Source organism: bacterium (assembly GCA_004299235.1).
Taxonomy (GTDB): domain Bacteria; phylum Chloroflexota; class Dormibacteria; order Dormibacterales; family Dormibacteraceae; genus SCQL01.
Map to the genome: position 1 here is coordinate 217,655 of SCQL01000031.1, position 20,083 is coordinate 237,737.

17 protein-coding genes and 2 tRNA genes are annotated in these 20,083 nt (G+C 69.1%); 9 read left to right on the forward strand and 10 right to left on the reverse strand.

The genetic code is table 11. The features are described from left to right. Positions 1 to 2 precede the first annotated feature (2 nt). The 3 genes from EPN29_11505 to EPN29_11515 form a co-directional block, all read right to left on the reverse strand. A complete protein-coding gene (locus EPN29_11505) occupies positions 3 to 2,252 on the reverse strand; it encodes a DUF4131 domain-containing protein (protein ID TAN31829.1) in 2,250 nt (749 codons plus the stop codon). Then, entirely contained in the window at positions 2,249 to 2,827 is a 579-nt protein-coding gene (locus tag EPN29_11510; protein ID TAN31830.1) for a ComEA family DNA-binding protein, read from the reverse strand. Before EPN29_11510 ends, EPN29_11505 begins: the two co-directional genes overlap by 4 nt. A 65-nt stretch (positions 2,828 to 2,892) precedes the next feature. After that, a tRNA-Gln gene (locus EPN29_11515) sits at positions 2,893 to 2,967 on the reverse strand. A gap of 87 nt (positions 2,968 to 3,054) precedes the next feature. Between EPN29_11515 and EPN29_11520 the strand changes: the two genes are divergently transcribed. Further along, positions 3,055 to 3,450 (forward strand): hypothetical protein, encoded by a 396-nt coding sequence (locus EPN29_11520; GenBank protein ID TAN31831.1) that lies wholly within the window; start codon positions 3,055 to 3,057, stop codon positions 3,448 to 3,450. A gap of 38 nt (positions 3,451 to 3,488) precedes the next feature. On the opposite strand, the gene EPN29_11525 is transcribed toward EPN29_11520, so the two are convergent. Both EPN29_11525 and EPN29_11530 read right to left on the reverse strand, forming a co-directional pair. Next, positions 3,489 to 5,927, reverse strand: a complete 2,439-nt coding sequence (locus EPN29_11525) for a leucine--tRNA ligase (GenBank protein TAN31832.1) — start codon at positions 5,925 to 5,927, stop codon at positions 3,489 to 3,491. After that, the gene (locus tag EPN29_11530) at positions 5,908 to 6,846 is read right to left on the reverse strand and encodes a DMT family transporter (GenBank protein TAN31833.1); all 939 of its coding nucleotides are present in this window, start codon (positions 6,844 to 6,846) and stop codon (positions 5,908 to 5,910) included. The genes EPN29_11525 and EPN29_11530 overlap by 20 nt, the downstream gene beginning before the upstream one ends. Here EPN29_11530 and EPN29_11535 point away from each other — a divergent pair. Then, positions 6,767 to 7,252 carry an HIT domain-containing protein gene (locus EPN29_11535; protein TAN31834.1) on the forward strand — a complete coding sequence of 162 codons (486 nt, stop codon included), beginning with the start codon at positions 6,767 to 6,769 and terminating at the stop codon, positions 7,250 to 7,252. The two genes, EPN29_11530 and EPN29_11535, sit on opposite strands and share 80 nt — an antisense overlap. On the opposite strand, the gene EPN29_11540 is transcribed toward EPN29_11535, so the two are convergent. Beyond that, positions 7,194 to 8,702, reverse strand: a complete 1,509-nt coding sequence (locus tag EPN29_11540; protein ID TAN31835.1) for an amidohydrolase — start codon at positions 8,700 to 8,702, stop codon at positions 7,194 to 7,196. The genes EPN29_11535 and EPN29_11540 overlap by 59 nt on opposite strands. A 40-nt stretch (positions 8,703 to 8,742) precedes the next feature. Continuing rightward, positions 8,743 to 9,876, reverse strand: coding sequence for an acyl-CoA dehydrogenase (locus EPN29_11545; GenBank protein TAN31836.1), 1,134 nt, complete (start codon positions 9,874 to 9,876; stop codon positions 8,743 to 8,745). Between the two features lie 177 nt (positions 9,877 to 10,053). Here EPN29_11545 and EPN29_11550 point away from each other — a divergent pair, with 177 nt between their 5' ends. Both EPN29_11550 and EPN29_11555 read left to right on the forward strand, forming a co-directional pair. Continuing rightward, positions 10,054 to 10,152 (forward strand): AURKAIP1/COX24 domain-containing protein, encoded by a 99-nt coding sequence (locus tag EPN29_11550; protein ID TAN31837.1) that lies wholly within the window; start codon positions 10,054 to 10,056, stop codon positions 10,150 to 10,152. 12 nt (positions 10,153 to 10,164) lie between these two features. Beyond that, positions 10,165 to 10,803 (forward strand): LemA family protein, encoded by a 639-nt coding sequence (locus EPN29_11555; protein TAN31838.1) that lies wholly within the window; start codon positions 10,165 to 10,167, stop codon positions 10,801 to 10,803. Here the strand turns inward: EPN29_11555 and EPN29_11560 are convergent. The 3 genes from EPN29_11560 to EPN29_11570 all read right to left on the reverse strand — a co-directional run bounded on the left by EPN29_11560 (position 10,800) and on the right by EPN29_11570 (position 13,256). After that, positions 10,800 to 11,837 (reverse strand): phosphatidylserine/phosphatidylglycerophosphate/cardiolipin synthase family protein, encoded by a 1,038-nt coding sequence (locus EPN29_11560; GenBank protein ID TAN31839.1) that lies wholly within the window; start codon positions 11,835 to 11,837, stop codon positions 10,800 to 10,802. The genes EPN29_11555 and EPN29_11560 overlap by 4 nt on opposite strands. 80 nt (positions 11,838 to 11,917) lie before the next feature. Further along, positions 11,918 to 12,700 (reverse strand): hypothetical protein, encoded by a 783-nt coding sequence (locus EPN29_11565; GenBank protein TAN31840.1) that lies wholly within the window; start codon positions 12,698 to 12,700, stop codon positions 11,918 to 11,920. Then, a complete protein-coding gene (locus EPN29_11570; protein TAN31841.1) occupies positions 12,651 to 13,256 on the reverse strand; it encodes a sulfite oxidase-like oxidoreductase in 606 nt (201 codons plus the stop codon). Before EPN29_11570 ends, EPN29_11565 begins: the two co-directional genes overlap by 50 nt. 125 nt (positions 13,257 to 13,381) lie before the next feature. Between EPN29_11570 and EPN29_11575 the strand changes: the two genes are divergently transcribed. The 5 genes from EPN29_11575 to metH all read left to right on the forward strand — a co-directional run bounded on the left by EPN29_11575 (position 13,382) and on the right by metH (position 20,080). Beyond that, a tRNA-Ala gene (locus EPN29_11575) sits at positions 13,382 to 13,457 on the forward strand. Positions 13,458 to 13,646: 189 nt separating this feature from the next. Further along, on the forward strand, positions 13,647 to 14,009 hold the full coding sequence (locus EPN29_11580) for a DUF488 family protein (protein TAN32004.1): 363 nt from the start codon (positions 13,647 to 13,649) through the stop codon (positions 14,007 to 14,009). A 41-nt stretch (positions 14,010 to 14,050) separates the two neighbouring features. Further along, the gene (locus tag EPN29_11585; protein ID TAN31842.1) at positions 14,051 to 14,944 is read left to right on the forward strand and encodes a DMT family transporter; all 894 of its coding nucleotides are present in this window, start codon (positions 14,051 to 14,053) and stop codon (positions 14,942 to 14,944) included. 37 nt (positions 14,945 to 14,981) lie between these two features. Then, positions 14,982 to 16,439 (forward strand): DUF2079 domain-containing protein, encoded by a 1,458-nt coding sequence (locus tag EPN29_11590; protein ID TAN31843.1) that lies wholly within the window; start codon positions 14,982 to 14,984, stop codon positions 16,437 to 16,439. 20 nt (positions 16,440 to 16,459) lie between these two features. After that, entirely contained in the window at positions 16,460 to 20,080 is a 3,621-nt protein-coding gene (gene metH, locus EPN29_11595; protein ID TAN31844.1) for a methionine synthase, read from the forward strand. Positions 20,081 to 20,083: the final 3 nt, after the last annotated feature.

Below are 20,083 nucleotides of genomic sequence, written 5' to 3' on the forward strand. Positions count from 1 at the left end.
CCTCACATCGGCACGGTGATCGTCCCCTCCTCGTCGGTGCGGAGGACGTTGGGCGGGAAGCCGGCGGCGAGCCGCCCGGACGCGCGCGAGGCGATCAGCTGCGTGGTCGGGTTGACCGCGGCGCGCTCGAGGTCCGGCGACAGGCGGCTGCGGCCGCCGGCCGGAAGGAGGAGGTAGGTGCAGGACCCGGAGATGCGGGCGGCGGCGACGGTCTGGGCGTCGAGATCGAGGTCGCTGAGGTCGCAGAAGCTGCGACCGGACGGGGCAACGACCCGCAGGCCGAGATAGGCGGCTCCGGCCTGTTCGCCGGGCGCGCCGGGCTCGGGCGCGAGAACCTCGAGCTCGAATCCCGCCACAGCGATGGTGTCGCCCGCTCGCAGCCGGACGATTGACGCGCCGCGGGCGACAGCTTCGAGCGCAGCGGTGCGCCAGGCGGTGCCGGTCAGCTGTGCGTCAGGGATGAGGGCTCTGGCGACCGGCCGGTCGAAGGCGGCGAGGCCGCCGACGTGCCCGAGAGTGTTCGCCGTGATGGCGATGGCGTCGAGCTTTGACTGCCAGGGAGGCAATTGGGCTCCCAGCTCGTCTTTGAGCCGGGTCGGGCTCGGCCCGCCGTCGATGAGCATCGCTCCGTGCGGTCCTCGCAAGAGGACCGCCTGGCCGTCGCCGACCGCCATCACGACCGCCTGGGGCGGGGCGTTCGCCCAGAGGCCGAGAGCGACAGCCGAGATCAGGATGGGGGCGACGGCGGCGGCGGCGAAGCCCAGCGTGCGTCGGCGGTGCGTGGCCCGGGCGCCGGCGATCCCCGGGCCCACCCCCGCGTAGTAGGCGAGACCGGCCCAGGTCGGGAAGCTCGGGACGGAGATGGCGGCGGCCGGGGCGCGGGCCAGCACGTACGCGATCTGCTCCAGGTAGGCGAGCACTCCCGCCAGTGGAATGGCGGCGAGGCGGGCGAGGTCCGGAGCGACGGACAGGGCGCCGACCAGCAGGCCAGCGCCGACGAGCACCGGCAGCAGGGGCAGGACGAGGGCGTTGGCGAGCGGCGCGATCGGAGACAGGACGTGAAAGTCGGTCGCCATCATCGGCAGCGTTCCAACCTGGGCCGCGCACGTGACCGCGAATGGCTCGCGAAGCGCCGCCGGCATCCAGCCGAGGCGCCTCTCGATTGTGGGCGTCAACAGGACGATGGCGGCGGTGCCGGCGAAGGAGAGCTGGAAACCGACGTTCCATGCCAGCTCGGGGTGCCAGCCGAGCATGGCGGCGGCCGTGAGCGCGAGCGAGGTCCAGACGTGCGTCGGGCGACCGAGCCGCGAGGCGGCGAGCGCGAGCCCGCCCATCGCGGCGGCGCGCATGGCGGCGGGAGTGGCCCCGCCGGCCAACGCATACAGGCCGATCAGAGCCAGCGCGGGCCACGTGGCGTGACGTCCGAGTAACGGCTTGAGGGCGCCCTGTGCGATGCGGGCGAAGACGGCGACCTTGAGGCCGCTGAGCACGAGCAGGTGGATGAGGCCGGTGGCGATGAGGGCGTTCTGCAGCCGCGGCGGGATGCCCTGGCGTATGCCCAAAACGACGCCGAGCAGCACCGCGGCGTGAGGCGCGGGGAGCGCCTGGTCGAGAGCTGCCGTGTATCGGGCTCGGAGCCAGCCCGGGAGACCGGTGATGCCGGAGCCGGCGGAGACGACGTCGAAGCTCGTCGCCGCGAGCTCCAGGTAGACGTGGCGCTGCGCCAGGTAGGTGCGACGATCGAATGTCGGGAGGTCGCGGGGCAGCGTGAGCTTGCCGGTCGCTTGGATGTGATCGCCGAAGCCGGCTTCGGCCGGCCCCCGCCAGCGGACCATCAGGTTGCCGATGCCGCTGACCGGCAACGTGCCGATGGCGACGCTGTCGGGTTCGATCAGCACCTCCGATCCGGCCGGGGCTGGACGGCTGTCATCGGCCACACGGCCGGTGATCGTGGCGGTCCGGCCGGCGAGGAGAACGGCACGGGCGGGGGTCCCGGGATCCGTGGCGGGTAGCTCCGCCCGTCCCACCGCCAGCAGGGCGAACCCCAGTCCGATGGCGATGACCGCCGGTCGGACGGCGAACGCGACCGCCAGGCATGGCAGGGCGAGCGCGATGGCGATGGCGCCGAGGGCCGGCTTGGATGGCGCGATCACGACCGCCGCCGCAAGAGCGGTCGACCACGAGAGAGCGACGAGCAGCGCGGGAAAGCGACTGAGCGAGTCGAGGCCGGTCGTGTTCTCGGCGTCGATCACAAGGTAAGGAAGCGGCGGGCGATGACGTAGTCGGCTTCGCTCATGCCCAGGACGTCGACCAGTTCGCGCGTGCTCTGGAATCCACCGTAATTCGTGCGGTAGTCGATCACGTCCTGGGCGAGGGCTTCGGTGAAACCGGGCACGACCGCCAGCTCGTCGAGCGTCGCAGTGTTGAGGTTGGTCCGGGAGGTGGCCGTACCCGAAGTGGTCCTGGCGAACGGGACCTTGATCTGCTCGCCGTCCTTGAGCCGGCCGGCCAGGTTGGGGAGCCGGGTGAGGTCGGCGGCAGCGCTCAATCCGCCGGCGGCGGCGATGGCGTCGTACACCCGATCGCCGCGGGGCAGGCGGTAGAGGCCCGGGTTGGCGACCGCTCCGATCACGTGCACGAGCAGGCCCGCCGGAGGCGGCACCTCGAGGCTCGCGTCAGCGGCGGCAGGCTGGGCTGGAGCCGGTGCCGCGGCGGCAGCCGAGCTGTAGGCGTAGGCCCCCGCCAGGGTGCCGAGGCCGAGCGCGATCGGCGCGACGAGCAGCAGGAGGTGCTTCCACCCGGGGATGAAGCGGAGCTGGTTGCGCACAGGGCGAGGCTAGGGGGCAACTCGCGTGGCGGGAACCCTGCCTGTAAATCCAGCGCCGGCGAGGATGGTTCCGCGGGAAGGATTCGAACCTTCGGTCGAGGATCCAAAGTCCCCTGCCTTACCAGCTTGGCTACCGCGGAGCGCGCGAGTGACAACAGTACCGCGAGGCGCACACCGGATCAGAGGCCGGCGTGACCTCCGCGCGGCCGCGAGCGTTGGGTCATTCGATGAGGCACGCGCTCCTGCTCGGCCTGCTGCTGGTGACCGCCGCATGCGGCGCGTATCGGTTTCCGGGTGTGGAGCCGGGGGGCTCTGGGACGGTCAGCGGCAATGTGGTCGCCGTGCCGTGCGCGCCGGTCGAGTCGGCCGCCAAGCCGTGTGCGGGCAGACCCGTCCCTGGCCTCGAGCTGGATTTCACCAGCGGCGACACCACCCGGGGCGCCGTCACCGATTCAGAAGGCAACTACTCCATCGAGCTGGGTGCGGCCACCTGGAAGGTCCGGATGAAGACCTACATGCGCATCGTGAGCGGTCCGCCGGCCGTGACGGTCACGTCCGGGTCCAGGCTGATCGTGAGCTACGTCCTGGACTCAGGCATCCGGGTGCCCGTCCCTCAGCAATAGCGGGCGAGGCCGTCCCATAGCCGGCCGCGCCGGCGAGATCAGGGAACCAGGTTGATCAGCCGGTCCTGGACGTAGACGACCTTCGACGGCCCCCGTCCGTCCAGGGCCGCCCGCACCCGCTCGCTGCCCATCGCCGCCTCGAGCGCCGCCGCCTCGGACAACCCGGCGTCCACCGTGAGCCGGTCGCGCAGCTTGCCTCCGACCTGGACCACGAGCGTCACCATCGGCTCGGCCGCCGCCACCGCGTCGAACACCGGCCACGACGCATCCGCCAGCAAGCCGCTCTCCCCGAGCTTCTCCCACATCTCTTCGCATATGTGCGGCGCCGTCGGGTTGAGGAGCTTGACGAGCACCCGCACCGCCTCGTCCCACCCCGAGTCCCGCACGCCGCCCCGCTGCGCGTAGTCCTGCATCGCATTGGCGAGCTCCATCAGCGCCGCCACCGCGGTGTTGAACCGCAGCTCGTCGTAGTGCTCCGTCACCTTCTTCACCGTCTGCGCCACCTTGCGGCGCAGAGCAGCGGCGTCCGCGCCAGAGCCCTCGACCACGATCGACTCCGGCTCGAGCACCAACCGCCACACGCGCTGCAGGAAGCGCACGACGCCGTTGAGCCCGGCATCCGTCCACTCGACGTCTTCCTCGGGCGGACCGATGAACATCTCGTAGATCCGCCCCGCGTCCGCGCCCTGCGCCGCCACGAGCTCATCGGGCGAGACGCCGTTACCCAACGATTTCGACATGACCTGGCCGAACCGTTTCACCATTCCCTGGTTGAAGAGGCGCGTGAAGGGCTCCGAAACATCGAGCAGCCCCGCATCGTGCAGCACCTTGGTGAAAAAGCGCGAGTAGAGCAGGTGCAGGATGGCGTGCTCGACGCCCCCCGTGTACTGGTCGACCGGCATCCAGCGGTTGGCGAGCTCGGGGTCGAACGGCGCCGTCGAATCCTTCGGACTCGCGTAGCGCAGGAAGTACCACGACGAGTCGACGAAAGTGTCCATGGTGTCCGTCTCGCGCCGCGCCTCGCCCCCGCACACCGGGCATGTCGTCCGCCAGAACTCAGGCTGGTCCGGCAGCGGCCTGTACTCCTTGGGCAGCACGACCGGCAGCTGGTCCTTGGGCACGGGGACGATGCCGTCGACCGGGCAGTAGACCATCGGGATCGGGCAGCCCCAGTAGCGCTGCCGCGATATCAGCCAGTCGCGCAGGCGGTACTTGACCGCGCGGGTGCCCTTGCCATGAGCCTCCAGCCACGCGCACACGGCCTCGAAGCCGGTCGTGGTGTCCAAGCCGTCGAACTCACCGCTGTTGACCATCACGCCGGGTCCGACGTACGCCTCTCTCAAAGTGCCCTGCGGCCCGCTCGGAGGTGTGATCACCTCACGAATCGCAAGCCCGTACGTCGTCGCAAACACGAAATCCCGCTCGTCGTGGGCGGGCACGGCCATGATCGCCCCGGTGCCGTAGGTCATGAGCACGTAGTCGGCCACCCAGATCGGGATCCGCTCGCCGTTGACCGGATTGACGGCGAATCCACCGGTCGCCACGCCGGTCTTCTCGCGCTCCGTCGAAAGTCGATCGATCTCGGTGGCCCTGCGCGCCGTCTCCACGTACTCCTGGACCCGCGCACGGTAGGCATCGGTGGTGACCTTATCGACGAGCGGGTGCTCCGGCGCCAGGACCATGAACGTCGCTCCGAACAGCGTGTCCGGTCGCGTCGTGTAGATGCGCACCGTCTCGCCCTCCATGCCGGCGACCGGAAAGTCGACCTCGGCCCCCTGGCTGCGCCCGATCCAGTTCGTCTGCATGACGCGAACCTTGTTCGGCCACTTGTCGAGGAGCTCGAGGTCGTCGAGCAGCCTGTCGGCATAGTCGGTGATCTTCAGGAACCACTGCTCCAGGTCGCGCTTTTCGACCTCGACGTCCGGGTGCCTCCAGCACCGGCCGTTGATCACCTGCTCGTTGGCGAGCACGGTCTTGTCCACCGGGCACCAGTTGACCGGGGCCATCGCGCGATAGGCGAGCCCGCGCTCGTGCATCAGGAGGAACAGCCACTGCGTCCAGCGGTAGTAGTCCGGGAGGCAGCTGGTGACCTCTCGATCCCAGTCGTAGAGGATGCCCAGCATCGTCAGCTCCCGCCGGCCCTTCGCGATGTTGTCCTGCGTCCAGGTTTCCGGGTGCAGTCCACCGCGCTTCATCGCGGCGTTCTCGGCGGGCAGTCCGAACGCGTCCCAACCGAACGGGTGCAGCACCTCGAAGCCCTGCATCCGCTTCATGCGCGCGAGCACGTCGCCCATCACATAGTTGCGCGCGTGGCCCACCGTCAGGTTGCCGGAAGGGTACGGGTACATGACCAGGTCGTAGTACTTCGGTTTCGGTGATCCGTCCGACGCCTTCATCACCCCGCGGTCGGCCCACACCTTCTGCCATTTCGGCTCGAGGTCCTGAGGGATGTACGCGCTACGCCTGGGCCCGCTCATGCTGAGGTTTGAATTTTAGGGGCGCGAGTTCGTGGCCCACGATCGCGGCCAGCACCAGCACGGCGCCCGCGGCCTGCACCGGGCCGAAACGCTGGCCGGCCAACAGGACCGCGGCCACCACGGCCCACGCCGGTTCGGTGGCCAGAATCAGCGCCGTCCGGCTCGCGTCGATGTGCGCCTGGGCCCAGGTCTGGATGTAGAAGGCCAGCGCCGAAGCGAACACGCCGGTGATCAGGATCGCCGCCCACACGCCGCCGCTCGGAGGCCCCAGCGACCACGACCCCGCGGCGCTGAAGATCAGCGCTGAGCTTCCCATCTGCACCATCGCCAGCGGCGCCGCGGGCAGGCTGGGCGACCAGTGACTCAGCAGGACGATGTGCAGCGCGAACAGGACGGCGCAGGCAAGGACCAGGATCTCGCCGATGCCCATGCCCGACGGCCCGCCCGTGAGCATCACGATCCCGGCCAGCGAGCCCAGGACCGCGCACCACGTCCACCAGTGCACCGGCGCGCCGAAGAAGCGGTTGATGAGCGGCGTGAACACTACGAACAGCCCGGTTATCAAGCCAGCGTTGCCCGGGCTGGTGGCGGCCAGGCCCACCGTCTGGGTGACGTAACCGCCCGCCAGCACCGCGCCCGCGACCAGGCCCACCCACAGCTCGCGGCGCGTCGGCAGCCGGCGGACCAGCGCCACCATGACGATCAGCGCGAGGGCGAAGCGAAGCTGCAGGAACGGCAGGGTCGGGTACTGTGTGATGGCGTCCTTGACCAGGACGAACGTCCAGCCCCAGACGGCAGTGACCATGACCAAGAGAAGGACGTAGATCAAAGGACGATCAATGGAACGACTTTGGGCGCCCTGGCGCATGCGGTACGTCACCGACGAGCCGAGACCCGGCTGCCTGTTCTGCCGTGTCATCGAGCATCCCGACGACCGGGATGCCGAGCTCGTCCTGTGGCGGCCTGAAGGCGCGCTCGTGATGTTGAACAAATTCCCTTACAACGCCGGCCACGCGATGGTCGCGCCGGTCGCGCACAGAGGCGGCCTCGAAGACCTCGACGACGCGCAGACGGCCGCCCTCATGGGTGCGGTGAGGCGGACGATCACGGTTCTCAAGGCGGAGTTGAATCCCGAAGGCTTCAACGTCGGGGCCAACATCGGCCGGGTCGCCGGGGCGGGAATGCCCGACCACGTCCACCTTCACGTCGTTCCGCGCTGGAACGGCGACACCAACTTCATGCCTGTGGTGGGCGACGTCAAAGTCGTCAACGAGCACCTGCTGCAGACCGCGGCGAAGCTGCGGAAAGCTTTCGCAGCCAGCTGACGCGGCCGCCGACAATCGTCGCCACCACGTCCCCGCCATCGACGACCGTCATGTCGCACAGCTTCCCCGGTCGCAACGTGCCCAGGTCCTTTTCCATTCCGACGGCATACGCCGCGCCGGACGTGTAGGCGCGCAGCGCCGCGGCGCGAGACAGCGCCAGCTCCGGATGCCAGGCCGCGCGGCGCCGCCACCCGGTCGCGGCGTCGATGCCGGCCAGCGGGTCGGCCGTCTCCACCGGCGCATCGGAGCCGAACGCCAATCGCGCACCCGCGCGATCGAGCGCGCCCCACGCGTACGAATGCCCGGTGACGCGCGGCCACATCGCGTCGGCGAGATCACGGTCCGCCACCGCGTGGACCGGCTGCATCGAGGCGATTACTCCGTACCGCGCAAAGCGACGCATGTCCTTTGGATCGACGCACTGGGCATGCTCGATGCGCGGCCGCCATCGGCGCCACGCATCGCGGTGTGGCGCCAGCGCGTCGAGCGCCCTCCGCACCGCTCCATCTCCGATGGCGTGGAGGCAGACGTTGAGCTCGGCGCGGGCGCATCGGTCGACCAGATCGACCAGCTCCGCCTGCTCTAAACGAGAGTTGCCGCCGCCGTCGAGCATCTCCGCGGTGCGGCTGCCGAGCGATCCATCGAGGAACGCCTTGACACCCCACAGGCGCAGCCACTGGTCGCCCCAACCCGAGCGGACGCCCAGCCGCTCGGCCCCGGCCAGGTCGGCAGCCGGAAGGTTGTACGTGACGCGGACCGGCAGCGAGCCGCGTCCGCCGAGCCGCTGCAGGGAGCCGAACCCCCGCGCGCTGTCCATCGAATGGACCGACGTCAAGCCCAGCCGCGCCAGGCCGGCCAGCGCCCGGGCCATCGCCGCGTCGAATTCCGCCTCCCCCGCCCGCGGCACGATGCCGGCGACCAGCTGCATCCCCGTCTCCCGCAGGATGCCGGTCGGTTCACCCAGCTCGTCGTGGTCGATGACGCCGGCCGGCGGGTCGACCGATCCGCGGCCGATGCCCGCCAGCCGGAGCGCCGAGCTCGAAACCCACGCGGAGTGGCCGTCCTTGCGCCGCAGGTAGGCCGGACGTCCGCCCGCTGCCTGATCCAGGTGCTCGCGGGTCGGAAAAGCCGGGTCGGACCACGCGTCGTTGTCCCAGCCGGCACCCACCACCCACCCGTCTTTGGGCAGGCGTGCGGCCCGCCGTGCCACCCGCGCCAGCACCTCTTTCAGGCTTGGCGCGCCGCCCAGCTCGACGTTCAAGTTCCGCTCGGCGAGGCCTTCCAGGTGGATGTGAGTGTCGATCAGGCCCGGCCAGGCGCGCCCGCGCAGGCGCACCACCTCGGCACCACGGCCGGCGGCGGCGCGGGCGCCGGGTCCCACGGCCAGGATCCTGCCGTCAACCCCGGCCGCGACCGCCGGCTCGCAGCCCGCAAACAGCACGGCCCGCATCTTCAGGAGCCGCCGCGAAATCGCGGCTTGCGCCGGGCTCTCACAGGCCGTACGTCTTGGCGATGATCTCCTTCATGATCTCGTCGGTCCCGGCCCCGATCCTCGCGAGGCGAGCGTCGCGCCAGGCACGCTCGACCGGAAACTCGCGCATGTAGCCGTGCCCGCCCAGGATCTGAATCGCCTCGTCCGCCACCTCGCACGCGGCCTGCGTCGCCAGCAGCTTGGCCTGTGAGATCTCGCGCACCGGGTACTCGCCCTGGTTCCACTGCTGCGCCGTCTGGTAGACGAACGATTGCACCGCGGCGATCTTCGTCCCCATGTCGACGAGCTTGTGCTTGATCACCTGGAACTGTGAGATCGGCTGGCCGAACGCCTGCCGGTTGCGCGCGTACTCCATGGTGTACTCGAACACCCGGGTGGCGCCCGCGATCGCGCCCGCGGCCGCGATCATCCGCTCGCCCTGCAGCTCCCACATCAGGTTCTTGAAGCCGTCGCCCTCGTCCCCGATCAGGTTGGCGGCGGGGACGCGGCAGTCTTCGAACAGCAGCTCGGCGGTGTCCGACGAGTGCATCCCGAGCTTCTGCAGCGTGCGGGTCACCTCGAACCCGGGCGTGCCCTTCTCGACGACCAAGAGGTTGTAGCCCTTGTGGCCGCGCTCGCGGGCGGTTTTGGTCACCACCAGCGCCCAGTCGCAGCGAGCGCCGTTGGTGATGAAGATCTTGCGGCCGTTGACGACGTAGTGGTCGCCGTCGCGGCGGGCCACCGTGGTGATGCCCGCCACGTCCGAGCCGGCGTCGGGCTCGGTGATGGCCAGCGCCGCGATCTGCTCGCCCCGGACGGCGGGGACGAGCCACCTTCGCTTCTGCTCCTCGGTCCCGAACCTGAAAACCGGCGGCGTCGCCATCTCCGCCTGGACGGCGACCGCCATGCCCAGGCCGCCGCATCCCGCCCTGGCCATCTCCTCCGAGAGCACGACCGCCGAGAAGTAGTCGCCGCCTTGCCCGCCGTACTCGGGCGGGTAGCGCAGGCCGAGAAAGCCCAGCTCGCCAAACCGTCTGAAGATGGCGTCCGGGAAGGTCTTCTCCTCCCACTCCTCGAGGTGCGGCTGGACCTCTTTCTCGAGGAACTTGCGAATGTGCAGCCGGAGCTCCTCGTGGTCGTCCGTGAAGTACATCGGGATCGAGTTTAGGCGCGGTTGCGGTTTACGGGGTCACGTCCCTGGATTGAACCCCCGCCGCCGACCCTGTCCTGCCTTGCGGTATGATTCCCCAGGCTTGGTCGGGCGCGCGCCCAGCGCACTTCGGCCGAAGCCTTGGACCCACTTATAAATCACGCGTGTCTGGGAGTTGGATTGGGCTCTGTAATCAAGAAGCGGCGCAAGAAGATGCGCAAGCACAAGCACAAGAAAATGCTGAAGAAGACTCGTTGGCAGCGCCGGGCGCACGCCTAGGTTAGGCAGGCCATGGGCTGGATCGTGCTTGCGATCGCCGTTGTCGTCGTCATCTGGCTCGTCCTCACCTACAACGGGTTGGTGGCGGCCAAGAACCGGACCCAGGAAGCCTGGTCCGAGATCGACGTCGAGCTGAAGCGCCGCCACGACCTCATCCCCAACCTGGTCAACACCGTGCAGGGCTACATCGGCCACGAACGTGGAACGCTCGAGGCCGTGACCAACGCCCGCGCCAACGCCGTCGCCGCCGGCGCCACTGGCGATGCGACCAAGATCGGACAGGCCGAGAACGTGCTCAGCCAGAGCCTCCGCAGCCTGTTCGCGGTCTCGGAGAACTACCCCGACCTCAAGGCGATCTCCGCCTTCACCAACCTTCAGGAGACCCTGACCGCCACCGAGGACAAGATCGAGTTCTCGCGCCGCTTCTACAACGGCAACGTGCGTGACTACAACATCAAGCTGCAGACCCTCCCGACGTCGCTGATCGCCGGCGCCCTCGGCTTCAAGGCGTTCGGCTTCTTCCAGGCCGACGACGGCGACCGCGCGGTGCCGCAGGTCAGCTTCGGCACCCTGCCCACCTCGGGTCCCCCGTCGCCAGGCTCGTCGGCTCCGCCGGCCGCCGGATCGTCGGGACCTCCAGTCCAGAGCTAGCCGGCCAGGCCACCAGACCGCTCCCAGTCCGCGGCGAACCGCGCCGCGTACGCCGCCCGCGCGACCGGGTCACCCGTCTCGATGTCCAGCTCGTGGTTCACGCCCAGGCCGCTGCGGGTCCAATTGGCGGAGCCCAGCACCAGCTCGCCGTCGAACAGACCGATCTTGGCGTGCAGCAGCGCGCCCTTTGGGATGGGGTACCACCGCACCTCGACGCCTCCCGCCCTGAGCACCTCATACGCGTGCCGGTTGTATGCCTGGTTGGGATCGAGCAGGACGCGAACCAGTGCCCCGCGCCGGTGCGCCGACACCAGCCCGGCGATCACCTCCGGATCCGTGAGCGTGTACACCTCGGCCAGCGCCCGCTGCGACGCGTGATTCAGCGCCGCTTCCAGCATCGCCCGGATCTCTTCGCCCGGCGCGGTCTGTGCGACCTCCGCCGCCTCCGCGCGCAGCGGCGCAGGACGCCCCCCGGCCAGGTTCCAGTCCTGGTCGAAGATCCTCACCAGCCGGTCGACCTCGGCCCTGACCCGCGTCGCGAGAACGTAATCGTGGTTGCGATCGCTGTGCCGGCCCCAGTTCATACCGCCGACCGCGGCCTCTCCGTCCGCGATCAGCAGCTTGACGTGGTCGATCTGGTGACGCCCGCCGTCGACGGGATACGCCCGCTCCGGCACGGCCAGCGAGTCGAGCACCGCGGCGCCGCGGCGGCTGGCGCCGACCGTCGGGTCGGTGATCACGCGCACCTCCGCCCCCCGCCGCCTCGCGGCCCCCAGCTCCTGCACCAGGTCGGCCCGGCCGAGCTCGTACATCTCGACCAGCACCCGCGTGTGAGCCGACCCGATGAGACCACCGACCAGCTGAAAGATGCTCGCGTCCTGCCACAATCGCACCGCCTCCGCGCCGCCGGAAGCCCCCACAGCCGGCACCATGCCGGATGCGCCCTGCGCGCGCCCGGCGTAATCCGCGGCCTGGGCCGGGTTCGAGCAACCCACCAGGCAGAGGGGGATCAGCAGGCAGGCGACTCGAACCACAGCGCCCGCAACGCTACCGGCGCCAGCTTGATCCGCCAACCCCGCTTGTAAAGCCGCGGAGAACCAGAGACGGGAGCCGGCTAGATCAGCTCGATGCGCATCCCCGCGCGAGCGCCCAGCATGCGGTCCGCGCGTGTCTCCCGCACGCCGATCTCCAGGTACCCCATGCTCCCCAGATAGACGAACGGCTCGTTGGGACGCGCCTCGGCGTACGTCGTCGCCGACGCGGTGATGTCGTGGTTGTGGATGCGCATGCGCCGCACGGGCGGCTTCAGGTTCGTGACCAGATTGCCGAAGCCGTCGATCCACAGCACTCGAGGCGACGGATCCGAGAGGTTCTGGGGGGCGTTCGTCGGCGGCCCCAGGGATTCCATCGGCACCCCGGACGCCAGAGCCGCCGCCGCCGGCGCGAACACATCGCGACCCTCGAACGTCGGCGCGCCGTGAGGTCTCGGCGCCAGCTCGACACAGGCCTGCAGCCCGACCTCCTCGATGACGATAGCGAACAGGCCGTTGTCCGGTCCGACGTAATACCGCCCGCCGGCGCGAATCACCAGCCGCCGGCGCGAGCTCCCGACCCCAGGATCCACCACCGCCAGATGCACCGAGCCGGCGCCGAAGTGGCGGGTGCCGGCAAAGAGCATGAAGGCCCCGGCGGAAACGTCGAAGCGCGGCACCTCGTGGCTCACGTCGACCAGCACCGCGTGCGGGCAGCCCGCCAGCACGACGCCCTTCATGGCCGCCACCAGGGGCGAGCCGGACCCGAAGTCGGTGGTCAGAGTGACGACCGGCGGCCCGGCTACTGCGCCGGCGCTACCAGTACCGCGTCTCCTTCCAGGGGTCGGCCTCGTCGTGGTATCCACGCTGCTCCCAGAAACCGAGCCGGTTGCGCTCCATGAACTCTAGCCCGCGCAGCCACTTCGCCGACTTCCAAAAGTATTTCGACGGCACGAACAGGCGCAGCGGCCAGCCGTGGTCCGGGGTCAGGTCTTGGCCGTTCCAGGCGTAGCACAGCAGATTGTCCTCGCCCTCGAGAACGCTCAGCGGCACCGAGGTCGTGTACCCGTACTCGCAGTGGGCGTTGACGTACTTCGCCGCAGGCGTGGGTTTGACCCGGGCCAGGATCTCGCGAATCGGCACGCCCCTCCACCTGTCCCCGAGCCGGCTCCATCCGGTGACGCAGTGGATGTCTGCGACGACCTCCTTGGAGGGAAGCGCTCGCAACTCGCCGTAATCCAGGGTCAGCTCGTTGGCGACCGCTCCGAACACCTTGAAGTCCCACGTCGCGATGTCGGTCTTGGGCACCGGTCCGAAGTGCAGGAGCGGCCACCGCTCCGGGGCGGTGAGCGTCTGTCCGGGGGGAATGCGCCCCGGATCTACGCCCTCCGGCACGCGCTTGCCCTTGAAGAGGAACGACATCTCGCGAGTATAGGAATCGCCGCCCGGGTGGCAGTTGTTCCCGACCCGGATGCCAAAACGTCCCGGGCTATACTGGCCGTTCCACCCTATAGTCAGGTGCGCTCTGCGCGCGCCCGGCCGCACGTGGGCCCGTAGCTCAGTTGGGAGAGCGCGTGAATCGCACTCACGAGGCCAGGGGTTCGAATCCCCTCGGGTCCACCAAACTCATGTCTCACGACATAGTGGAGCCTGTCTCAAGACATCGTCGACCCGCCGAGCTGCTCGACCCGCCTGCGCGACCGCGGCTCAAGTGCCGGATAGCCGTTAGGGACGCTCGATCCGCGAACGTGGCATCCTGATCGCATGGGCGACCCGCCCTGCTTTGCCCACCTACTGGACGACGAGGGGCGGATGCCCGAGCGGCCGCGCGTACGGATCCGCCGGCTCTACGAAACCGAGACCGACCCGGGCGAGATCCGGGTCCTGGTCGACCGGGTGTGGCCGCGCGGCGTGACCAAAGATTCGCTGGCGCTCAACCGCTGGGCCAAGGACGTCGCGCCGTCCGCCGAGCTGCGCCACTGGTTCAGCCACGACCCGAAGAAATGGCCGGAATTTCAGCGGCGTTACAAAGCGGAGCTCGAAAGCAAGCTCCCCATGCTCAAGGAGCTGGCGTTGCTCGCGCGCACCGGCCACCTGGTCCTGCTGTTCGGGGCCAGGGATGAGGAGCACAACCAGGCCGCGGTGCTGAAAGAGGTCATCGAGCAAGCCCTGTAGCGATCGCGGCGCGACCGCCGACCCTCTAAGGTGATGTCCCGATGTCCCGCCGCGGCCTCCTGCTGTTCGTCGCCATGTGCGTGATCTGGGGCATTCCGTATCTTTTCATCCGCATCGCGGTCGGCGGGCTCTCCCCAGCCACGCTGGTCTTCATGCGCACCGGGCTCGCCGCACTGGTGCTGGTGCCGGTCGCGCTCTCGCGCGGCGACCTGCGCGCAGTCCTCGCCAAGTGGCGGCCGCTCCTCGCGTTTGCCATCGCCGAGATCGGCGTGCCCTGGTTTTTCCTCGCGAGCGCCGAGCAGCACATCTCCAGCTCCCTCGCCGGGCTGCTGATCGCCGCAGTACCGCTCGTCGGGACCGTGATCACTTTCGGCCTCGGCAACCGCGACCGGATCGGCGCCGCCACCGTCGCCGGATTGCTGCTCGGCGTCGTCGGCGTCACAGCGATCGTCGGCTTCGACCTGCACGCATCGAGCTGGATAGCGCTGCTCGAGGTCGGCCTGGTCGTCGTCGGCTATGCCGCCGGGCCCGCGATCCTCGCCCGCCACCTGAACGGGCTGTCGTCGGTGAGCGTCACCGCCTTCTCGCTCGCGATCTGCGCCATCGCGTACGCCCCCGTCGCGGCGCTCCAATGGCCGCCTTCCACCCCACACGCCGATGTGATCGCGTCGGTGGTCGTGCTCGCCCTGGTCTGCACGGCGCTCGCCTTCCTGCTCTTCTTCGCTCTGATCGCGGAGATCGGACCGGTGCGGGCGACGGTGATCACCTACATCAACCCCGCGGTGGCGGCAGCGCTGGGAATCGCCGTGCTCGGGGAGACCTTCACCACCGGCATGGGCGCCGGCTTCGTCCTGGTCCTTTTGGGCTCGGCCCTCGCCACCTACCGCGCCCCGGCCGAGCCGGCCCGAACCGCTGCGGAAGAGCTGGTGCGCTGACGGGGGAATGACGGCCATCGCTTAAGCTCGGCTCGCCATGCGCATCGACGCGATGCAGATGAGCGGCAAGAGCCTCGATCAGGCTCGGCCCGTGGCGTGGTGGATCTTCCCCACCCTGCCGCTGCTGGCCGCGGCCATCGCCTTCACCTGGACGCTGCACGGCCAGCTCCAGCGCATGTACGGCATGACCGGCTCCGCCTGGTATCTCGCCTACGACCAGCAGGTCGTCTGGAGCATCTCCGCCGGCCAGGGCTTCTACTCGAGCTTCGCCCGCGCCGATCTCCTCGGCCTTCACCTCGAGCCCATCCTCGTCGTGCTCGCCGCGGTCGAGAAGCTGTGGCCGAATCCCGCGGTCCTGCTCATCTTCTCCTCCGCCGGCCTGGCCGCGACCGGGCCGGCCGCCTACGTCTTCTTCCGCTCGCTCCTCCCAGACGAGCGGCCGGCGTCACCGTGGCTCGCCATCGCGCTGTCCGCACCCATACCTTTCTGGGCCGCCATCCAGGAAGCCTCCCGGGACTTCTTCCAGCCCGAGGACATGGCGATGGCGCTGGCGCTTCTGGCCGCGTGGGCGGGGATTCGTGGACGTCGGGTGGCGATGTGGCTCCTGTGCGTGCTCGTGCTCATGTGCAAGGAGGACCAGGTCTACACGGTGTTCGTCATCGGGCTGCTGATGGCCGGCCACGGAGCTCCCCACGTGCGCCGGCACTGGCGGTTCATCGTGTACCTGGCGGGCGCATGGTTCCTGATCGGCACCGGCGTCGTCCAGCAGCACCTCCTCGACCACGGCGATACCGACTTCGCGTACTACCGGTGGCTGGTGGGGCTCGACCCCTCCCTGCACCCCTCGCTCACCACGGTCCTCCAAGCCATCATCCAGCCGAGCGCGCTCCTGGTGGTCTCAGCCGTCATCGCCTCCATGTTCGCGCTGCCGCTGCTGGCGCCACGGTGGCTGCTGCTGGCCGTCCCACCCTATCTGGCCGCCGTCCTCAGCAGCCACACCCCGCAGGCGGCTCTTCAATTCCACTACGTGCTGCCGCTTCTGTTCCCGCTGCTCGTCGCGGGTGGCGCCGGCGCGCGCAGGTTCCTGGAGCTGCGTTCGATCCAGCCCGCCACCGCCCTGATCGCGATCCTGCCGGCCCTGATGCTGGGGTGGGGCACCGGACGTTGGCCGCCGGCGCTCGGGGCCGAGCCCAGTCTCTACTCGCAGCCGAACACCGTCGCCGAGCTCCAGAGCGCGACGTCGATGATCCCGGCCAACGCCCCTGTCTCAGCCGACGACGGCCTGGCCGTTTGGCTCGCGAACCGGCACACCATCAACGACTTCCCTGACCGGCTCGGCGGCGCGTGCTACATCGTCCTGGATCACCAGCCCTACATCGACGGACCGACCCGCCCGGCCGGGCGCCAGGCCGCCATCGACGCGATCCCCCAAAGCGGCCGGCAGCTGCTGTACGACGATGGCCGATTCCAGGTCTGGAGCCCTGTCGGGGACTGACTCCGTAGTCTTATCCCTCAATGGCGGTCGCAATCCGGGTCCGAGAGCGCCTCGATCAGCTGTTCAAGCAGCGGATCGTGATCTTCGACGGGTCGATGGGCGTCATGCTCCAGCGCAAGGGCCTTGCTGACGCCGATTTCCGCGGCGAGCGCTTCCGCAACCATCCGAAGCCGCTGCGGAACAACAGCGATGTGCTCTGCCTGACGCAGCCAGACCTGGTCACCAAGGTCCACCGCGAATACCTGGAAGCGGGCGCGGACATCATCACCACCAACACCTTCACCGCGACACGGGTGTCGCAGGCCGACTACGGGCTCGAGGACGTCGCGTACGAGATGAACCTCGAAGGGGCACGGCTCGCGCGCCAGGCGGCCGACGCGTACGAAAACCGATTCGTCGCCGGCTCCATCGGGCCGACCAACGTCACCCTGTCCCTCTCGCCCAAGGTCGACGACCCGTCGTATCGCGACGTCACGTTCGACCAGCTGCGGGAGGGATACGCCGAAGCCGCGCGCGGTCTCCGTGAGGGCGGGGTGGACATCCTGCTCATCGAGACGATCTTCGACACGCTGAACGCCAAGGCCGCCATCGCCGCGGTCAAAGAGGTCGCGCCGGAGCTCCCGCTCTTCGTGTCGGTGACCATCGTCGACCGCAGCGGCCGCAACCTGTCGGGCCAGACGGTCGAGGCGTTCTGGACGTCGGTCGAGCATGCGGAGCCGTTGGCCGCGGGCATCAACTGCTCGCTCGGGGCGACCGAGATGCGCCCCTACATCGCGGCGCTCTCACGCGTCGCTCCCGCCTACGTCACCTGCTACCCAAACGCCGGTCTGCCCAACGCCTTTGGCGGCTACGACGAGGAGCCGCCGATGACGAGCCGGCTGTTGAGGGAGTTCGCTGAAGCCGGCTTCCTCAACGCGGCGGGCGGGTGCTGCGGCACCGGGCCCGAGCACATCCGCCAGCTGCGCCAGGCGGTGGCGGACATCCCGCCGCGGCAGCTGCCGAAGCGGTCGGCCCGCCGGTCGCACTTCAGCGGCCTGGAGCCGTTCGAGATCGGCCCCGACTCGGGCTTCGTCGTCGTCGGGGAGCGCACCAACGTCACGGGCTCCATCCGCTTCCGGCGCCTGATCGAGAGCGGCGATTACTCGGGCGCGGTGCAGGTCGCGCTGGACCAGGTCCGCGGGGGCGCCAACCTGATCGACGTCAACATGGACGCCGACCTCCTCGACTCGGAGAAGGCGATGGTCCGCTTCCTGAACCTCATCGCGACCGAGCCCGAGGTGGCCCGCATCCCGGTCATGGTCGACAGCTCCAAATGGTCCGTCCTCGAAGCGGGCCTGAAGTGCCTGCAGGGCAAGGGGGTCTGCAACTCGATCAGCCTCAAGGAAGGGGATCAGCCCTTCCTCGACAAGGCCCGGCGCGTGCGCGAGTACGGCGCGGCCGTCGTGGTCATGGCCTTCGACGAGAAGGGCCAGGCGGACACGGTGGAGCGCAAGGTGAGCATCTGCTCGCGCGCGTACAAGCTCCTGACCGAGCAGGCGGGATTCCAACCCGAGGACATCATTTTCGATCCCAACATCCTGGCCATCGCGACCGGGATCGAGGAGCACGCCGGCTACGCGAAAGCCTTCATCGAGGCGATCGGCAAGATCAAGAAGCGCTGCCCCGGCGTCCGCATTTCGGGCGGCGTGTCCAACCTCAGCTTCTCTTTTCGCGGCAACGACCGCGTGCGCGAGGCGATCCACTCGGCCTTTCTCTATCACGCCATCCGCGCCGGCATGGACATGGGGATCGTCAACGCCGGCCAGCTGGCCGTTTACGAAGACATTCCCAAGGACCTGCTCGAGCTGGTCGAGGACATCATCTTCGACCGCCGACCCGACGCCACGGAGCGCCTGGTGGATTTCGCGAAATCGGTCTCCGGCGCCGGCGCCAAGCGCGAGGTCGACCTGTCGTGGCGGGAGGGCACGGTGGAGGAGCGGCTCGCCCACGCGGTGCTGCACGGCGAGGTGGAGTTCATCGAGGCGGACACCGAGGAGGCCCGTCTCAAGTACGGCCGGCCGCTCCTGGTGATCGAAGGTCCGCTGATGGACGGCATGAAGGTCGTCGGCGACCTCTTCGGCGCCGGCAAGATGTTCCTGCCGCAGGTGGTCAAGAGCGCGCGAGCGATGAAACGCTCGGTCGCCTACCTCGAGCCGTTCATGGAGGCGGAAAAAGCAGCGGCCGCCGGCACCACGGTCCAGCGGGCGCGCGGCAAGCTGGTGCTCGCGACCGTCAAGGGCGACGTGCACGACATCGGCAAGAACATCGTCGGGGTCGTGCTCGCATGCAACAACTACGAGGTCCACGACCTCGGCGTGATGGTGCCGGTCGACAAGATCCTCGACACCGCGATCGAACTGGGCGCGGACCTGGTCGGGCTTTCCGGCCTGATCACCCCATCCCTGGACGAGATGGTCGACGTGGCCAAGGAGATGACGCGCCGGGAGTTCAAGATCCCACTGCTCATCGGCGGAGCGACCACGTCCAAGCAGCACACCGCGGTGCGCATCGCACCCGCTTACAGCGGCTCGACCGTGCACGTGCTGGACGCTTCGCGTGTCATCGGCGTCGTCTCCAACCTGCTCGACGCGGACCGGCGCGGCGGGTTCGACCGGGACAACCGGGCGCTGCAGGACAAGCTGCGGGCGCAGCACTCGAGCTCCAGGCGCAGCCTCATCACGCTCGCTGAGGCGCGAGCCAGGCGGATGAAGCTCGACTTCGACGACCTGCCCGTCCCGCCGTTCACAGGCACGAAGTTCGTCGAGCCCAAGGTGTCGGTTCTGCGCGCCTACATCGACTGGACGTTCTTCTTCCACGCCTGGGAGCTCAAGGGCAAGTTCCCCGCGATCCTGGAGAGTCCGACCCATGGCGCGGCGGCACGCGAGCTGTTCAGCCACGCGGAGGAGCTGCTGGACGAGATCCAGACCAAGGGCTGGCTTCGAGCCAAGGGCGCGTACGGGTACTGGCCGGCGCGAAGAGAGGGCGACGACGTCGTCCTGGACGGCGGAGTGCGGTTCCCGATGCTCCGGCAGCAGGTCGACCACGGCGACGAAAAGCCATATCTCTCACTGGCCGACTTCGTCGCCGAGCAGGGCGACCACATCGGCGCGTTCGCCGTCACCGCCGGCCTGGGCTCGGACGAGCTCGCGGAGCACTTCGCCGCCGAGCACGACGACTACAGCGCGATCATGGCCAAGGCGCTCGCGGACCGCCTGGCGGAGGCGTTCGCGGAGTACCTGCACGAGTCGGTTCGCAGCGAGTGGTACGACACCGGGCCGAGGCTTTCGGGCGAAGAGCTGATCGCGGAGAAGTACCGCGGCATCCGCCCCGCTCTCGGCTACCCGGCGTGCCCTGACCACTCGGAGAAGCACAAGCTGTTCGACCTGCTGGACGCGCGCTCGATCGGCATGGGCCTGACCGAGTCAGGCGCCATGACCCCGAACGCGGCGGTCTCAGGCCTGTACTTCGCGCATCCGCAATCGAAGTACTTCATGGTCGGCAAGATCGGCCGCGACCAGGTCGATGACTACGCCCGCCGCAAGCAGATCCCCTTTGCCGAGGCGCAGCGCTGGCTCCGGCCGAACCTGGGCTACGAAGAGTAGATC